This window comes from Oceanispirochaeta crateris, from assembly GCF_008329965.1.
In the GTDB taxonomy this organism is placed as follows: domain Bacteria; phylum Spirochaetota; class Spirochaetia; order DSM-2461; family DSM-2461; genus Oceanispirochaeta; species Oceanispirochaeta crateris.
Genome location: NZ_CP036150.1, coordinates 3,812,127 through 3,828,504, shown reverse-complemented (window position 1 = coordinate 3,828,504; position 16,378 = coordinate 3,812,127). Strand labels below are relative to the sequence as shown.

Here is a 16,378-nt window from a genome sequence, read left to right as displayed (position 1 = left end):
TCAGGCTCAAAAAAACCGCTCCCCAGAGGAAGCGGTTTTTCATATCCAATGGATGCCTTTACAGAAGTGGAATTGAAACTTCAACGCCTTTTTGAGAGGCGGAAAGATACGCCGCATAGACTGTAGAGATTGTATCGGCCGCCAGCCTGCTGTCCGACTCGGGGGCCGTTCCAGATAGAGCATTTGAATAAAAGCTCTCCATCTCATTCTGATAACCAGTAAACCAGTCCTCATCGGGAGATGTGAAGGCCCAGCCCTCCTTGGTCCCTATTTTTTCAACCACATAGAGATCATCAAACTGTTCCTTTTGCGGATTATAGGTTTGCAGAGCCGTATTCGGATTGATATTGATCACGGTTCTGTGATTGGAGGCATAAACTTCCATATGATTGTATACACCGCCCATCACAACTTCGGATGCAAAAATATCTCCGACGGTTCCATCACTGAACGTGATGTGCAGTGCACCGTAATCTTCGATATCTTTATATCCTGTGCGCAAAAAACCGTCATCCTGATAGTTCTTATTCCGAGTCAGACTATGAGTCCTTGCCGTCACAGAAACAGGCCGAATCTCGGAGTTTCTAACACGTCCCTCCACCGATTTTAGATACAGTGCCGCCGTTAAAGGATGAACAGACTTGCCCATAATTGAGCCCCCGCCTGAAAACGTCCAGTCTCCATAATAGGGAGAGTGAGATCCGCTGTGGCTCTCTTCCCCCAGAATTCTGAGGATTTGTCCTTTCGTTTTCTCTATGACTTCCCGCTCTTTCTGTACGGCCGGAGCATAAACCCAGTTTTCGGCGTAGAAGATTGTCCCGGAACTCTCTTTTTCAGCCTGAAGGATTCTCTTGATACTGCCTAGAGCCTCATCCATTCCGACCTTCCGGTCAAAGGAGTCTCCCGAAAAATCAGACACTCCCCTCCCAAAATATCCGGTAAAAGGCTTTTCTATAATGACATGCTTATCCCTGTTCAATGCTTTCACGGCAAGATCTTCATGACTTGCCGGCGGGGTACAGAGGTGGACAACATCACAGCAATCCAGCAGCTCATCCACACTGGTGCGAACCGGAATGTTTCTTTTGAGTGCGAACTCCCGGCAGCGGTCTACATTTGGAGAATAGACACCGCAAACCTCAACATTAGCCCCATAGACACGGCACAAGGCATCATAGTGAAAACTCGCCGAAAACCCGCTTCCTAGAAGTCCTGCTCTGATTTTTTTCTTTTCCATATCAGCCTCTCTTCTTCCTGAAAATCAACTGTGCTACATACATCTTGAGCCGGTGGAACCAGAGGGTCCTGCCCACAATGGCAAAGACTATAAAAAAGATCAGAACCAGACAAATAGGGCGGGACACAAAGGGGAGAAGAGAACCGTCGGAAAGGACAAAAGCCCGTCTGAGGTTCTTATCCAGAATGCTACCCAAAATGATACCCAGAATCATGGGGGCCACGGGATAATCCATCTCCCGCATGAGATATCCCAAAATACCAAAAGCAATCATAACCTTTACATCAAAAGTCCTGCTGGCCAGAGCATAAGACCCGATCACACAGAGGGTAAAGATAACGGGTATAAGCTTTGTACGAGGAACCTGAAGAACCTTCACCAGAGACTTCACCATGGAAAGCCCCAGAATCATCATGGCACAGGTGGCCATAAAGACCATGGCCACAACCTTATAAACGAACTCTGGAGATTCAATCATGATGAGCGGCCCCGGACGGATTCCATGAATGAACATGGCGGCTAGCAAAACAGCGGCCGGTGCTGACCCCGGAATGGCCAGGGAAAGAACAGGAATGACAGCCCCGGCTGCGGCGGCATTGTTTCCGGTTTCAGAGGCAATAAGTCCTTCCACACTTCCCTTTCCAAAGAGTTCACTCTCCTTGCTGCCTCTCTTGGCAAAGTCATAACTGACCCAGGCGGCAATGTCTTCTCCAACACCTGGAATTGCGCCGACAAAGGTTCCGATAAAACCTGAACGGATGATGGTCTTCCAGTATTTGACAATCTGCCGTGGATGGGGAATGACATTCTTAATCGGAGTGTTAATGACTTCTGAACGATGACTCTTCATGAGGGTGAGAATCTCAGCCATACCGAAGGCTCCCACCATGGCGGGAAGAAGGTCGATACCTCCAGAAAGATTCACATTGCCAAAGGCGTAGCGGATATGGGCATGGATACCCTCCATCCCTACCATAGCAACGAACAGGCCTAAAAATCCGGAAATCCAACCCTTAAGAGGATCCTTGGGTGCCGTGAGGTTCCCCGAGATAATGATGCCGAAAATAGCCAGCCAGAAAAATTCATAGGACTGAAAATCCAATGCGAAATTCCCCAGAATGGGTGTAAAAAAGGCAAGCATAAACATCCCGATGACAGAACCAAGAAAGCTGCCTGTTGTTGCAATACCAATGGCTTCTCCCGCCTTGCCTTGTAGGGCCAGGGGGTGCCCGTCAACCGAGGTTGCGGCATTGGCCGGAGTACCGGGTATATTCAAAAGGATAGCCGAACGGCTCCCCCCATAAATGGCACCGATATACATACACATTAGAATTAATACGGCCGTATCGGCGGGCATTTTATATGTCAATGTTGTCATGAGGGCAACACCCATGGTTGCCGTCAATCCGGGGAGCATACCGACAATGATACCCAGCTGAGTGCTCCCTAAAACGATTAATACAACCTTGAAAGAAAGGAATCCCCCAAGGCTGTCCAGAAACATAAATATTCCGTCAAACATACAATGGTCTCCTTAGGGTAAATCTACGAGAAATAAATATTGAAAAGCCGCACTGATAACAGCAGAGCTGATGATGGCTTCTATAAATGCTACGATGATGATTTTCTTACGACTCTTCTCAATTTTATCAAACTTCATATCAAAGCAGAGAATGAATCCGAAAACAAAGAGGAAGGTTGCCAGAACATAGGGGATATTACCGACCAGCACCAAAGCATAAACCAGACAAAGAGCCAGTGACACCATGAGCCGGATGGTCCCTTCATCTTTAATGAGGTTTTTTACATTCCCTTTTTCAATCTTAGGAAGAAAGTCAGAGTGCCTGATGGTTCTGACAAACATGATCAGAGAAAGCAGGAGAATAACAACTCCCAGAATCCCTGGAACGACTCCAGGAGCCGTATAGGGGTTGATCCCTTTTTCTTCCAAACGGGGCATTTTGATCGCCATCCAGGTAACGGTTATTCCAAAGATAATCAGAACAATGGAACTGATAAAATCTGCTTTGCGCATTTGTTTTTCATTCATAGTATTACAACCTGATAATATAATATCCCTCCCTCTGCGATTGAGAGGAAGGGATATTCAATTTTATTTTTTAATTATGGACGGGGAATTCCAATGGTAGATGGGTCAATGACAGCATCACCGGAATCATATTTCAACCATGCACTGATTTGAACCATGGGGAAAGACTTTTCAAGAGCTTCTTCACCATAGCAGGGATCAAATACAACTGCATTCTTAGCTGCCCAGTCTTTGAGCTCGGGAGATTCCATAACAACGTCTTCCCAGATTTTGTCCATTGTGTCGGTTACAATTGAGGGAACACCTTTGGGAATAAAGATACCAAAGTATGTAGGAGCTGCTTTAAAATCCTTAATCCAGTTGGTAATGGGGGGAATTTCTTCGCTCATACCATCCAGAACCAGCCCCTTATCGGTCATAACACAAAGAGCTTTCAGTTTTCCGGCTTTCAGCATATCCACTTCTTCAACAGAAAGCTGGGGAACCACGTCTGCTTCTCCACCAACAGTGGCTATAACGGCAGGGTTTCCACCATCATAGGTTACGTGCTTATACTCAACACCAGTGTATTTCTTGATCAGTTCAATAGCTGTGTGTCCTGCGGAGTTGACTCCGGCAGTAGCCACGCGGACTTGTCCGGGATTGGCTTTCATATCAGCCAGAAGATCACCGAAATCATTGTAGGGAGAATCTATGCTGACAGCGACAACATTTGGCATGGCAACATTCAAGTAAAGATTCCAATCGTCGAGAGTTGTATCAATCATACCCTGAACTTTATAGACACCCAGGTCCTTTACGGCTCCTGCCACCCATTTCATTCCGTCTTTATCGGCATCCAAAACACCTTGAGTTCCAACAGAACCGGAAGCTCCGGGCTGATTCACAACAACAATTTTCTGTCCAAGAACTGCTTCTACTACAGCAGCCGTTGTTCTGGCAGAACGGTCGGTAGACCCACCGGCACCCCATGGAACAATAAGGTTTACTGGTTTTGCAGGCTGCCATTCATAAGCGCTAGCTTCTTTCTGACCTTCCGCATACAGAGGAAAAATCATAAGCGCCAATAGCAAGAAAACTACAGTTTTTTTCATAAGAAAACTCCTTCAATTTATATAAAGCCACTTATACAAGCAGCCTATTCCAAAATAATTCGTCGGTTAAGAATACTGAATTTCATCCATCCGGTATCCATAACCGAATCCGGATAAAGAGGATATATCAATCCCTCCCTGACTCCTAGAAAATAATCCGGGATGGACCTGTGCCTCGGCAACAGATGCAGTCGGACAATACTGAATGGCATTACTCTCAATCTCTGAATCATCACTCATATGAGCGGCTAGCTGGGCATGGGCGATATGAGCAAGAGACGGATTTGTCAAATCCATGACAGTGACTCTTTTTTTGAGAACCCTGGACAAGGCAAACATAAGGAGAGAAGACGTTTGAGACTTACAGATCTTTAAGGCCACACCGGACCAGCCCGACTGATAGTACTCATATAACTCTTCCCAGTTTCCGGCTCCTTCATCAACAAGTAAGTCTTTCATCTCCGTGATACGGGACACATCCTCTTTATTTCCTGTTAATCCGGCACAGATGGGCTGTTCGATATAACACAACCTTTCATACAGTCCTGGAAGTGAATTTTTCAAGTCACTCAAAAAAGGTTGAATCCATTTTAGATCCTCTTGAGATCCATTATAATCAAATGAATACTTCTCAACGCCCAAAGGATGACTGATTTTATAAATCCGTTTTACCCTGTCCAGGTCCTCGGCAAGCTGAGAACTGAGTTTAATCTTAAGACGGGTCACCCCTCCCTGGATAATCCAATCTGCAAGAGAACTGTTTTCTCCATCCGGATCCAACGGGTCGAGAATTCCCACCATGTGCCAGACTCCCAAATGAGGGGAAGGATTCTTTCTAATCATACGATCCAGATCCTGATCTTTCATGAGTGAGCCAACGGTCTTATTGCTGCTGAAAAAAGAATCCAGAGCTACGGGAATGAGGCTCTGATGAAAAAGATCATAAACAGGAAGAGAGGCATGTTTCGCAAAACCATCATAAAGAGCAATGTCAAAGGCCGAGTTTAGGACTTGTACGGCTAAAAATGGAAAATCTCCCCAACCATCCTTCATTTGCTGGTACAAAGGATGGAGTCCCTGAGTCTGAACATCATATCCGGAAACAAGAGGGTGGACGATCCGCCCGATAGAGGTCCACAAGGTCGTGAGTTGACTAACTAAATCTCTCATGAGGGGCATGGGGTCCTTCAAAGAGCACTGCGGCCAAAACCAGGGATAGTTCAGGGGGACTTCACCCCAGCCGCTCTCAACATGCCCGGTTAGTCGGTCTTTTAGAACCATCCTGATCCGCAACTTATCAAGAGACTCAACCTTCTGGGACCCGAATGAAAGGGGATTTGAAAAGACTACAGGGAGATATTGAACTTCTATTCGGCTGACAGTCAGATGCAAAGGGAGTCCTTTATTTTGAGTCTATGATTATTATTTCATACTATCCCCGCCCATCCACTTTGTCAATTATTTTTATTATGTATCAAATTGTCGTCAATTGAACCGGGATATTTCACTTTTTTAAAAGTATACAAAGGAATTATTCTATTATATAATACACTTTGTAAATATTTTTTACTTACAAGACTGGATCATATGAAAATTCAAAAGAAACACAGCAATCTTCATAAAATACTGGACATCATTATCCGGAAAGGGGAAATTTCCAGAATTGACCTGGCTGAAATCACAGGACTCACAAGAGCAGCCGTAGGCCACCTTGTGGATGAGCTTATGAGTCAAAACTTAATCATGGAAGCAGGAATCGGAGAAGCCCGGGGAGGGCGCCCCCCGACACTCCTTCAACCCGTACCACAGGGTTGCTACTTCATTGGGGCCGCAGTTTTTGACTTTTCCTGGTCTCTTGTCATGATGGATCTTTCCGGAACTATCATAGATGAATGCACCTACCCTATTTCCCGGATGACCCCCGAAAAGACAGTCTCCCAACTCATCAAGGCCATAAAGGAATTAAAGGACAAACACAGGGATAAAAGGATACTACCCAGGATAGGAGTAGGGACTCCTGGACTTGTGGACAGTGAAAAAGGCATCATTGTCAGTGCTTTTGATGTGAGATGGATGAATTTTCCCATAGCAGATATGATCAAAAAAGAATCGGGCATGTCTATCCGGGTAGTCAATAGAAGCAAGGTGAGTGCCTTGGCCTCCTATTATCTTCATAACCCTGAAAACTACGGAAATATCATATCCATAGTGATTGGAACAGGTGTAGCCTCCGGACTCATTTTAGATCATAAATTGTATATGGGGTCCTCATTTGGTGCCGGAGAACTGGGTCATACATCGGTCATTCCCAACGGTCCTGCCTGTCTCTGTGGAAACAGAGGATGCCTACAAGCTTTGATAGGAGAAAATGCTATTTTGGAAAGGGGACAGAATCTGGCTCGCATCAACTCCGTCTCGGCTCCCGAGAAAATTGATGATATTCTGAATCAGTCCCGGGAGGGAGAACTCTACCATCAGGTTATAACGGAAGTCGCAGAATACCTGTCCATAGCCATAGGAAATATAATCAATCTTTTGAATCCCGATCTAATTGTTCTTAGCGGTCCTGTCGTATCGGGCTGCCCCCAACTCCTGGAACTCGTATCCCAAAAGAAAAATTACCGTTCGATGCTTCCCAACCAGGATGCTGTAAAGGTCATTTCAAGCGATTGGGGCATTCAAACCGCCGCTGTAGGAAGCGCTTATCTGGTTAGAGAAAACACAAGAGAAATACTATCTCAGCCATAAAAAAGCCGTCCCTTGTGGAACGGCTTCGATAGATCAGGAAGATTTACTGATGCAGATGACAAGCGGACATATGGCCCGGTGCAACTTCTTTCAACTCAGGATACTGTTCTCTACAGATATCCATGGCAAAGGGACAACGGGGATGAAAATGACATCCCGAGGGAGGATTCACAGGACTGGGAACATCTCCCATAACAATTTTCTTCTTCCCTATCCGTTGATGTGGATCAGTCAGGGGAAAGGCATTGAACAGGGCCTTTGTATAGGGATGCGTATGGTTTTTAACCAGCTCATGCTTATCGGCTACTTCGATGATCTTACCCAGATACATGACGATAATCCTTGTTGAAATATACTCAACAACCGCGAGGTCATGGGCAATAAACATATAGGTCAGATCATGTTTCTCTCTTAGGTCCAGAAGTAGATTCAAAATTTGCGCCTGAACCGAAACATCCAGGGCAGAAACAGCTTCGTCACAAACGACAAACTCTGGATTGAGAGCCAGGGCTCTGGCAATCCCGATCCTCTGTCTCTGACCTCCCGAAAACTGATGAGGAAAGCGTTTTTTATAATGCGGGTTGATCCCCACTTCGGACATTATGGCTTCCACTTTTTCACTGATTTCTGCCTGTGTGCCTGTCTTATGAATCCGCAGGGGCTGTTCGATAAGGGACACGACTTTTTTTCGGGGATTCAATGAGGAAAAGGGATCCTGAAAAACCATTTGAATCCTTTTCCTTAGCTCCGTCATTTCTTTATGATCCAGAGAGAACAGGTCCCTTCCGTCATAAAGTACCTGCCCGTCTGTCTTCTCATGAAGACGGAGCACAGTCTTACCCAGAGTGGATTTACCACACCCGGACTCTCCTACGACTCCCAGGATTTCACCCTTTTTGATCTCAAAACTGACATCATCCACAGCCTTGAGAATCTGCTTCTTATCTCCCTCACGGGAGCTGATTTGATAGTATTTTTTGAGGTTTTTAACCTCCATCAATGGTTTCATTTATTCATGGATCCTTTTTGTTTTTTCACCTCTTCCGATTTGTAACACCAGATAGTATGACCCTCCTCCAGGAGACTGCCCTGGGGGAAACTTTCTTCACAGCCGGCATCTGCATATTCACAGCGGTTGACAAAAGGGCATCCATCTCCAAGACTCAGCAGGTCGGGGACATTCCCGGGGATGGCTTCCAGACGACTGAAGTCCTTGTATTTTTCATTGGAAGGCAGCGAATTTAGAAGGCCCAGAGTATAGGGATGAGAAGGATTATCAAAGATTTGAAACACGGACCCCTCTTCGACCTTACGTCCGGCATACATAACAACAACCCTATCCGCGGTTTCGGCAACGACTCCCATATCATGGGTGATAAGGAGGATAGACATGTTCACCTTTTCTTTAAGGTCAGTCAACAAATCCAGAATCTGCGCCTGAATGGTAACATCCAGAGCCGTTGTAGGTTCATCGGCAATCATCAGTCCAGGCTCGGGTGATGCCAAAGCCATGGCGATCATAACCCTTTGACGCATCCCCCCCGAAAGCTGATGAGGATAGTCCATGGCCCGCTTGGCAGGAGATGGGATTTTCACCAAATCCAGGAGTTCTACAGCCTTGGCATGGGCTTCTTTCTTTGACATTTTCTGATGAGCCAGAAAGACATCAGCCAGCTGATCTCCAATTTTAAAAACGGGGTTCAGACTTGTCATCGGTTCCTGAAAGATCATGGAAATCTGTGTTCCCCGTAGCTTCTGGACCTCTTTTTCAGGCAACTTCAGAAGGTCCCGGTCTCTAAAAATGACAGATCCGCTTTCAATGACCCCGGGAGGCATGGGTATCAGCTGATTAATCGTATGGGCGGTGACCGACTTCCCGCATCCGGACTCCCCAACCAGAGCCAGAGTTTCTCCCTTATTAATATACAAAGAGAGATCTCTAACGGCTTTCACAACCCCCCTTCGGGTATGGAAGTGGACATTTATGTTCTCAATAGATAGTAATTTTTCATTTTCCATATCAGTCTCTCATCCTCGGATCCAGTATGTCTCTCAGGCCGTCACCCAACAGGTTAAACCCAAGAACGGCCAGCAATGTGGCAATACCGGGAAAAGTAACAATCCACCAGGCATTGGTGACAAATTCCTTGGAACTGGCAATCATCAGACCCCACTCCGGTGTGGGGGGCTGAGCTCCCAATCCTAAGAAGGATAAACCGGCAGACTCCAAAATAGCCGATCCGAATCCCAAAGTAGCCTGAACAGAGATGGGAGCCAGACAGTTTGGTAGAATAGATAAAAACATCAGCTCAAGATCGGAAGCCCCCAAGGCCCGTTCTGCTAGAACATAGTCATTTTCTTTCTCGGCCAATACAGAGGCTCTGACAATTCGGGTATAACGCGGTATTTGCGAAATACCGATAGCAATCATCGCATTTGTCAGAGACGGCCCCAGAACAGCCACAATTACAATGGTAAGAAGGATGTATGGAAAGGCCAGCATAATATCCACAAGGCGCATAATTATCTTGTCGACGATTCCTCCGTAATAGGCGGAAACCATGCCGATGATAATTCCGAAAAACAGGGCTATGCCCACAGCAATGACACCGATGATCATGGAGATTCTGGCTCCGTAGATGAGCCTTGATAGCATGTCCCGACCCAGATCGTCTGTACCAAGAATATATCCGGCGGTCATGGGAGGCGTTTTCCTCATTTCAATATTCTGTTCCAGAGGGTCCATGGGGACCAGGAGAGGGGCAAAAAGCCCCACAACGATAAAAAGGAGTATAATTATAAGGCCGGCCATGGCGGTTTTGCTCCGCTTTAACTCGTGCCAGTGTTCAATCAGTGGAGTCTCATTTTTGAGAACGTCTCCATTCGTTTCATTCATATCTGTATAATTCCTTTTTTACTGCAGCCTGATTTTGGGGTTAATCACTGAATACAGGACATCCACTGCCAAATTGATCAGTACAAATGAGGTGGAAATGATAATAATTCCCCCCTGAACCGCCGGATAATCCCGGGCTTCAATGGCGTGGTAGATCCATTTCCCAATGCCCGGCCAGGCAAAGATGGTTTCCGTCAGCAAGGCTCCTGCCAGAAGCATTCCGAACTGCAGTCCGATGACAGTGATCACCGGAAGAAGGGCATTTCTGAGGGCATAACGAAAGACCACTCTGCGCTCTTTAATCCCTGCGGACCGGACTGTTTTCACATAGTCCTGTTTTAAAACTTCCAGCATACTGCTCCGGGTTGTCCTGGCGATGATGGCCAGGGGGATGGTGCCCAATGCGATGGATGGAAGAACAAGATGATGAAGAGCCGAGCGGATATATTCTGGTTTACCCTGAAGCAACAGTTTGAAAGTATCAACAAGGTAAAAATTAGTTTCGGGTGTAAAGTACAGTCTAATATTCATCCTGCCGCCGGTAGGGAACATATTCAACTGTACGGAAAAGATCATGATCATGACCAGGGCCAGCCAGAAAACAGGCATGGATACCCCAAATAAAGCCCCCACCATGGAGGTATAATCAATCCAGGTATTCTTCTTCGTGGCCGATATCACTCCAATCCAGATCCCCAGAACCGAGGCAAAGATCATGGCACAGAGGGCCAGTTCGATGGTGGCTGGATAGCGTGCCCGAATTTCGTCCATGACATTCTGGCCGGATTTAATTGACTTACCAAAATCAAGGCGAACAATCCGTTTCAGATAAAGACCATATTGCTGGATCAGAGGCTTATCCAGTCCAAGATCAGCCCGGAGTTTTTCTATTTTCTCCTGGCTGGCCCTTTCTCCCAGCATGACCCGGGCAGGATCTCCCGGTGAGAGGGCTATCATAAAAAAGACAAGGGTTACGACTCCAAAGAGTGTGGGAAACAACATGAGCAAACGTTTTAAAATGTATCGAATCATAATTCCTTCAATCCGGGGCTGATGATAAAAAAAGTCCCGTATACGAAAAAGCCTCCCGGGTATTTCCCGGGAGGACTATCTCAATAAATTTTATTATTTTTTAAGCCAAACCTTAGTAAAGACTCTTCTTCCCGTAGGATAGAGAACAAAGTCCTGTACAGAATCTTTCATGGGTTCGGATACAACAGAGTGGGCAATGGGAACCCAGGGTGCTTCCTCATGGAACACGACCTGTGCTTGTTCATACAGTTCAGTACGTTTAGCCACATCCATTTCCTGTTTGGCTTCACCGATAAGATCTGTAAACTCATCGTTCTTCCAGAATGCGATGTTACCAGCAGGTTTTACAGCGGCCTGTTTTGAAAGGAGAACCCAAAGAAAGTTATCAGGGTCTCCGTTATCACCGGTCCAACCCAACATGGCAGCCTGATGCTCGCCGTAGTCCAGCTTATCAAGGTATGTACCCCATTCATAGGAGATAACTTCTACTTCAATACCAACTTTAGCAAGTTGTGCCTGCATGATTTCTGCAACCTTCTTTCCGTTAGGGTTGTAGGGTCTGGCAACAGGCATGGCCCAGATTTCAGTCTTGAAACCGTCTGGATAACCGGCTTCTGCCAGAAGTTTTTTAGCCATTTCAGGATCATAAGGATAGGCGTCAATGTCATCATTATAAGACCACATGGTAGGAGGCAGAGGGTTCTTGGCAGGCTGACCTGCAGAACCGTAAACACCAGCCACAATTTCATTTCTATCGATGGCATAGTTCATAGCCTGTCTTACTTTCTTATTATCGTAAGGAGCCTTTTCTGTGTTTAATGCCAGGTATCCGACATTGAGACCTGCCTGCTGAACCACTTTGATTCCATCAGTAGATTTCATTTCATCCAGGTCTTCGGGAGATGGGAAGTCAATGACATCCACTTCACCCTTTTTCAGAGCCAGCCAACGGGCAGTGGCATCGGGAATGACTTTCAAAATGAGACGGTCCAGGTAGACATCTCCACCCCAAAAGTCTTCATTTCTTTCATAAACGATGCTGTCATCTTTGATCCAGGATACAAATTTAAAAGGTCCAGTACCAACAGGGTTGGATGCTAAATCTTCACCATATTTTGCTGCGGCAGTGGGAGAAACGATGGCTGCGAAGTCCATGGCCAAGTTGGCGATAAAAGGAGCTTCTTTGACTTTCAATTTAAATGTTACTGCATACTCATCATCGGCTACGATCTCATCAATGATGTCGGACATACCCATGTATCCCCAGTATTTCCAGGGTCCATTGTCATAGTCAGGATGATCTTCTTTAAACTGTCTTTCAAAGGAATATACAACTGCATCGGCATTGAAGTCAGTTCCATCATGGAATTTGACTCCCTGTCTCAGTTTAAATGTCACACTTAAACCGTCTTCTGCGAAAATCCAGCTTTCCGCCAACGCAGGACGTACGGCTGTTTCTCCTGGTACAAATTCAACCAGTGTATCATAAACGGGTGTTGAGCCGTAAAATGACTCTCCATCTGTTTCCCGTCCTGGATCAAGACCTACAGAATCACCGGAACGTCCAAAGACCAGAACGCCACCGAATTTACTGTCAGCATCTGATGCTTCAGACATAGTGTTAGATTTCATTTCTGATGCGTCCTGGTTCCCTGCGGCAAACAATGCTGTCACAGAAAAAAGCAGCAACAGAGCCATGCTGATTTTGAATAATTTTTTCATACAATCTCCTTGTAGAACATTTTGATTTCCCAATCATTTTCAGAACTCTGCCAGAAAGGAGTTTATAAACAGAAACATCCTAATGAAATCCTTTCTGAAGAGACAATTCAGTTGACTTGGGAAGTTTTCATGGATTGTATTCTACACTATTATGTGGCTTAGAACAAATAGGAAAACTACTTCACTGGAAGCAATTCAAGACAAAAATGAATCTGACCACTCCTTTGCTTCATCATAAAAAAAACCGGACACCCGGCCTGAGTTGATCAGAACGGAAAATGTCCGGTTAAGTTTCACGGAATCTCAAAGTTTATACGGCGGCATTGAGGACATTCATGATATCTTCTTTTGACATGGGACGAGACCCGGGAACTTTATTCCCCTCTAGTGTGCCATACATCCGAATGATATCATCTGCCAGCATTTCATTATGCTCTCCACCAATACCGACACTGGTGAGAGTGTGATAGCTGTCTACCCTCTTGAACCATTCAATGACCTTTGGCGCCAAAAGTTTTGCGGCTTTATTATCATCAGGTTCAACAACGCCAAAGACTCTTCTGGCCAATTTAGCCCAACGATCCGGCCGGGCCTCGGCAAAGTATTCCAGATAGGGAGGGATCACTAGTGCAATTCCTTTTCCATGGCTGATATCAAAGTGTCCGCTCAGCTGATGTTCTATAAAATGAATAGGAATGGATCCGGTCCTGCCTATTGCCTGGAGACCTGACCATCCAAAAATGGAGCAAAGAGAGAGCTGCCCCCGCGCATCCAGATCTTCTGGATTCACCAGAACCTTGTCCAGCATTTCCATGACAGTGAGGATCATCCCCTCGGTCATGCGGTCTGCGATTTCCGACTCGGATGCACTGGAAAGATAATGCTCAATCAGATGCGAAAAGATATCCACACTGCTGTCAATAGTAATGTGTCTGGGCAAAGAGGCAAAGACCTTTGGATCTATGATTGCCATCCGGGGAATACGATACTCTGACCGGCAGAAACTCTTCTCATTCGTCTCCCAGTTTGTGATAACCCCCCCCGCATTGGCTTCGGACCCAGAGGCTGCCACCGTGGGCACAGCGATGATAGGATATGCTCCGGTATAGACCTTCTCTTTCCGCTCTTTCAGTATGACATAATCCCAGCAAGAGCCTCCGCTGAAAGCCGTGGCAGCAATGTATTTTCCTGCGTCGATAACGCTACCGCCACCAACTCCAATAAGAAAATCACACTCCTCTTCAATGAACTTTTTGACCCCCGCATCAATAGTTGTGACCCGGGGATTGGGTTCAATTGCATCGTAAAGATAGTAGGCTACCCCCGCTTTCTCCAGAGACTTCAGGGCTTGTTCCACCACCCAGACACCCTTTCCTGGTTCTGCATAAGAAACCACAAAGGCTTTTTTTCCTGTATTCTTAGTCAGCTCTCCTACTTTTTCCAGATTGCCAACTCCATAGTTCAGTTTTGTAGGAAGATTCCATTCAAAATTCATCATAATCACATTCCTTATTTATTGGGGGCCAGCCCCTTTTAGAAAACTACGATTCCTTGGAAGTTTCATTTTCCAGAGCCTGCAATTTTCTCATTTTCCTATAGCTGGTTACGGTGATGAACACAGTCAGTAGAAGAAAAATCACAGACAGAGGTCTTGTAAAAAAGATCATGGGATCACCATGAGACAACATCAAGGATCGCCGCATATTCTGTTCCGCCATAGGTCCGAGAATCAGGGCCAGCAGTATGGGAGAAACCGAGAACCCACCATATTCCATGAAATAGGCAAGGATACCCACAATCAGCGCCAGTCCCACATCAAAGAAACTAAATCTCATGGAGAAGGACCCCATGATACAAAGAAGAAAGATGACAGGTGTCAAGATTTTACGGTCTATATTGATGAGCCTTGCAAATAATTTTGCACCGCTTAAACCAATGACCAACAGGGCTATCTGGCAGAGAATCATACCCGCAAAAATGGGATAAACAATGTCGATATGATCTCTAAACAAGAGAGGTCCCGGCTGTAATCCATGGATGGTCAATGCACCCAGTAAGACAGCGGTAACAGCATCCCCGGGTATCCCCAGAGTCAGCATTGGAATCATGGCGCCGCCTGTGGCTCCATTATTAGCCGATTCTGGTGCTGCAATACCGTAGAGAGATCCCTTTCCGAACTCTTCAGGATGCTTGGATGTCCGTTTTGCTTCGCCGTAGGCGATGAAAGCGGCAACATCACAACCGAGTCCAGGGATAGAGCCGACAAATGTACCCAAAGTCCCCGATTTAAACATGGTGGGCAGGAGTTTGATCACATCTTTGCGGCTAGGTAAGATTTTCCCGACCTTGGACTTGATATGAGGGACAATCTCCATCTTTTCAATATTTCTGAAGACCTGGGCAAAACCAAAAAGACCTATGAGGGCGGGAATGAACTCCAAGCCGCCCAAAAGATTCGGATTACCAAAGTGAAAACGGGGAACCCCGGACAGGGGGTCAAATCCCACAGTGGCAATCAATAATCCGACAATGGCGGAGATGAAGCCCTTCAGAATGGATTTCCCTGAGATAGAAACAATCATTGAGAGTCCGAAAATGGCCAGTGCAAAGAATTCAGGCGGGCCGAACTTTAAACCGAAACGGGCAATCTGAGGAGAGAGAAAGGACATGATAAGAGCCCCTACGGTTCCTCCGACAAAAGAGGCTATGGTGGCTATACCTATAGCCTTTCCCCCTTCTCCCCTCTGAGCCAGAGGATGTCCGTCCAGCAGAGTGGCCGCTGCGGCAGGAGTCCCGGGAGTTCTAATCAGAATACCCGAAATAGATCCACCGTAAATTCCTCCCGAAAAGATTCCCATTAACATGACCAGTCCCTGAATAGGCGGAAGATTGAAGGTAAAGGGAATGAGCAGAGCACATCCCATAGTGGCCGTTAAACCAGGAAGTGATCCGACAATAATCCCGGCAGTGACTCCAATAGTCACAAACAAGAGACTGATAGGGCTTGATAGTATTGTATCAAAGGCTGAAATTAGATAAATGAAACTGTCCATTAATTTTGAGTCTCCTATTGAGACTCCTACTGAGCCTCAACAATTTAATAAAATAGACCTAAGGGCCTTAATAAATCCTCTGAAAGATTCCCTCAGGAAGGGGGATCTTCAGAAAGAAATAGAATATGGCATATATAATAAGGGATACAGAAAGAGCACTGATGATTCGTTTCACAATCCCTTTCTGTCCCAGGTAGGTCATCATGACAAACAGAAAGATAACTGTCGCCAGAAGAAACCCACTGACCTGCATAAAAAAAAGATAAACAACCGAGATAAGCACTGTTATTCCTGAACGGATCAGACCCTTAAAATGTATAGTCTCAAGATCTTCCTCACTCTGGCCTTTGACAGCCTTCACAATCAATAAAACTGAGGTTATAAATAGGAAGACTGACAACACCTGAGGGAAAAAATTGGGACCATACTGATTGACGCCTGTTCCCTTGTATTGATTGGCATAAAGGAATACTGCCACGCTGAATATGGACAGACCAGTGCCGACGGATAAATTGATCCGTTTGCTGCTCATATGAACTCCTTAAA

The 16,378-nt window shown here is 45.9% G+C and carries 14 protein-coding genes; 1 reads left to right on the top strand and 13 read right to left on the bottom strand.

What is annotated here, in order from left to right; all coding sequences use genetic code 11:
* Positions 1-58: 58 nt before the first annotated feature.
* The 5 genes from EXM22_RS17400 to EXM22_RS17380 form a co-directional block, all read right to left on the bottom strand.
* Complete coding sequence (locus tag EXM22_RS17400; protein ID WP_149487747.1) at positions 59-1,237, bottom strand: Gfo/Idh/MocA family protein; 1,179 nt, start codon at positions 1,235-1,237, stop codon at positions 59-61.
* 1 nt (position 1,238) lies between these two features.
* Complete coding sequence (locus EXM22_RS17395) at positions 1,239-2,759, bottom strand: tripartite tricarboxylate transporter permease (RefSeq protein ID WP_149487746.1); 1,521 nt, start codon at positions 2,757-2,759, stop codon at positions 1,239-1,241.
* Between the two features lie 12 nt (positions 2,760-2,771).
* Positions 2,772-3,287 (bottom strand): tripartite tricarboxylate transporter TctB family protein, encoded by a 516-nt coding sequence (locus EXM22_RS17390; RefSeq protein WP_149487745.1) that lies wholly within the window; start codon positions 3,285-3,287, stop codon positions 2,772-2,774.
* A 74-nt stretch (positions 3,288-3,361) separates the two neighbouring features.
* Positions 3,362-4,381: a Bug family tripartite tricarboxylate transporter substrate binding protein gene (locus EXM22_RS17385; RefSeq protein WP_149487744.1), complete on the bottom strand. Its 1,020-nt coding sequence runs from the start codon at positions 4,379-4,381 to the stop codon at positions 3,362-3,364.
* A 66-nt stretch (positions 4,382-4,447) separates the two neighbouring features.
* Positions 4,448-5,773, bottom strand: coding sequence for a mandelate racemase/muconate lactonizing enzyme family protein (locus EXM22_RS17380; protein WP_149487743.1), 1,326 nt, complete (start codon positions 5,771-5,773; stop codon positions 4,448-4,450).
* Positions 5,774-5,968: 195 nt separating this feature from the next.
* On the opposite strand from EXM22_RS17380, the gene EXM22_RS17375 reads away from it, so the two are divergent.
* Positions 5,969-7,129 carry an ROK family transcriptional regulator gene (locus EXM22_RS17375; RefSeq protein WP_149487742.1) on the top strand — a complete coding sequence of 387 codons (1,161 nt, stop codon included), beginning with the start codon at positions 5,969-5,971 and terminating at the stop codon, positions 7,127-7,129.
* Positions 7,130-7,172: 43 nt separating this feature from the next.
* Here EXM22_RS17375 and EXM22_RS17370 read toward each other — a convergent pair whose 3' ends face one another.
* The 8 genes from EXM22_RS17370 to EXM22_RS17335 form a co-directional block, all read right to left on the bottom strand.
* A complete protein-coding gene (locus EXM22_RS17370) occupies positions 7,173-8,138 on the bottom strand; it encodes an ABC transporter ATP-binding protein (RefSeq protein ID WP_149487741.1) in 966 nt (321 codons plus the stop codon).
* A complete protein-coding gene (locus EXM22_RS17365; RefSeq protein ID WP_149487740.1) occupies positions 8,135-9,148 on the bottom strand; it encodes an ABC transporter ATP-binding protein in 1,014 nt (337 codons plus the stop codon). Before EXM22_RS17365 ends, EXM22_RS17370 begins: the two co-directional genes overlap by 4 nt.
* A gap of 1 nt (position 9,149) precedes the next feature.
* Positions 9,150-10,025 (bottom strand): ABC transporter permease, encoded by an 876-nt coding sequence (locus tag EXM22_RS17360; protein WP_149487739.1) that lies wholly within the window; start codon positions 10,023-10,025, stop codon positions 9,150-9,152.
* Between the two features lie 18 nt (positions 10,026-10,043).
* Positions 10,044-11,057 (bottom strand): ABC transporter permease, encoded by a 1,014-nt coding sequence (locus EXM22_RS17355; protein WP_149487738.1) that lies wholly within the window; start codon positions 11,055-11,057, stop codon positions 10,044-10,046.
* A 93-nt stretch (positions 11,058-11,150) separates the two neighbouring features.
* Positions 11,151-12,779, bottom strand: coding sequence for an ABC transporter substrate-binding protein (locus tag EXM22_RS17350; RefSeq protein WP_149487737.1), 1,629 nt, complete (start codon positions 12,777-12,779; stop codon positions 11,151-11,153).
* A gap of 310 nt (positions 12,780-13,089) precedes the next feature.
* The gene (locus tag EXM22_RS17345) at positions 13,090-14,277 is read right to left on the bottom strand and encodes an iron-containing alcohol dehydrogenase (RefSeq protein WP_149487736.1); all 1,188 of its coding nucleotides are present in this window, start codon (positions 14,275-14,277) and stop codon (positions 13,090-13,092) included.
* A gap of 43 nt (positions 14,278-14,320) precedes the next feature.
* Positions 14,321-15,832, bottom strand: coding sequence for a tripartite tricarboxylate transporter permease (locus tag EXM22_RS17340; RefSeq protein WP_149487735.1), 1,512 nt, complete (start codon positions 15,830-15,832; stop codon positions 14,321-14,323).
* 67 nt (positions 15,833-15,899) lie between these two features.
* Entirely contained in the window at positions 15,900-16,364 is a 465-nt protein-coding gene (locus EXM22_RS17335; RefSeq protein WP_149487734.1) for a tripartite tricarboxylate transporter TctB family protein, read from the bottom strand.
* Between the last annotated feature and the right edge of the window lie 14 nt (positions 16,365-16,378).

Coding starts and splice junctions, on each gene's coding strand:
- EXM22_RS17400 (WP_149487747.1), bottom strand. CDS start 1,237: ATGGAAAAGAAAAAAATCAGAGCAGGACTTCTAGGAAGCGGGTTTTCG.
- EXM22_RS17395 (WP_149487746.1), bottom strand. CDS start 2,759: ATGTTTGACGGAATATTTATGTTTCTGGACAGCCTTGGGGGATTCCTT.
- EXM22_RS17390 (WP_149487745.1), bottom strand. CDS start 3,287: ATGAATGAAAAACAAATGCGCAAAGCAGATTTTATCAGTTCCATTGTT.
- EXM22_RS17385 (WP_149487744.1), bottom strand. CDS start 4,381: ATGAAAAAAACTGTAGTTTTCTTGCTATTGGCGCTTATGATTTTTCCT.
- EXM22_RS17375 (WP_149487742.1), top strand. CDS start 5,969: ATGAAAATTCAAAAGAAACACAGCAATCTTCATAAAATACTGGACATC.
- EXM22_RS17370 (WP_149487741.1), bottom strand. CDS start 8,138: ATGAAACCATTGATGGAGGTTAAAAACCTCAAAAAATACTATCAAATC.
- EXM22_RS17365 (WP_149487740.1), bottom strand. CDS start 9,148: ATGGAAAATGAAAAATTACTATCTATTGAGAACATAAATGTCCACTTC.
- EXM22_RS17360 (WP_149487739.1), bottom strand. CDS start 10,025: ATGAATGAAACGAATGGAGACGTTCTCAAAAATGAGACTCCACTGATT.
- EXM22_RS17355 (WP_149487738.1), bottom strand. CDS start 11,057: ATGATTCGATACATTTTAAAACGTTTGCTCATGTTGTTTCCCACACTC.
- EXM22_RS17350 (WP_149487737.1), bottom strand. CDS start 12,779: ATGAAAAAATTATTCAAAATCAGCATGGCTCTGTTGCTGCTTTTTTCT.
- EXM22_RS17345 (WP_149487736.1), bottom strand. CDS start 14,277: ATGATGAATTTTGAATGGAATCTTCCTACAAAACTGAACTATGGAGTT.
- EXM22_RS17340 (WP_149487735.1), bottom strand. CDS start 15,832: ATGGACAGTTTCATTTATCTAATTTCAGCCTTTGATACAATACTATCA.
- EXM22_RS17335 (WP_149487734.1), bottom strand. CDS start 16,364: ATGAGCAGCAAACGGATCAATTTATCCGTCGGCACTGGTCTGTCCATA.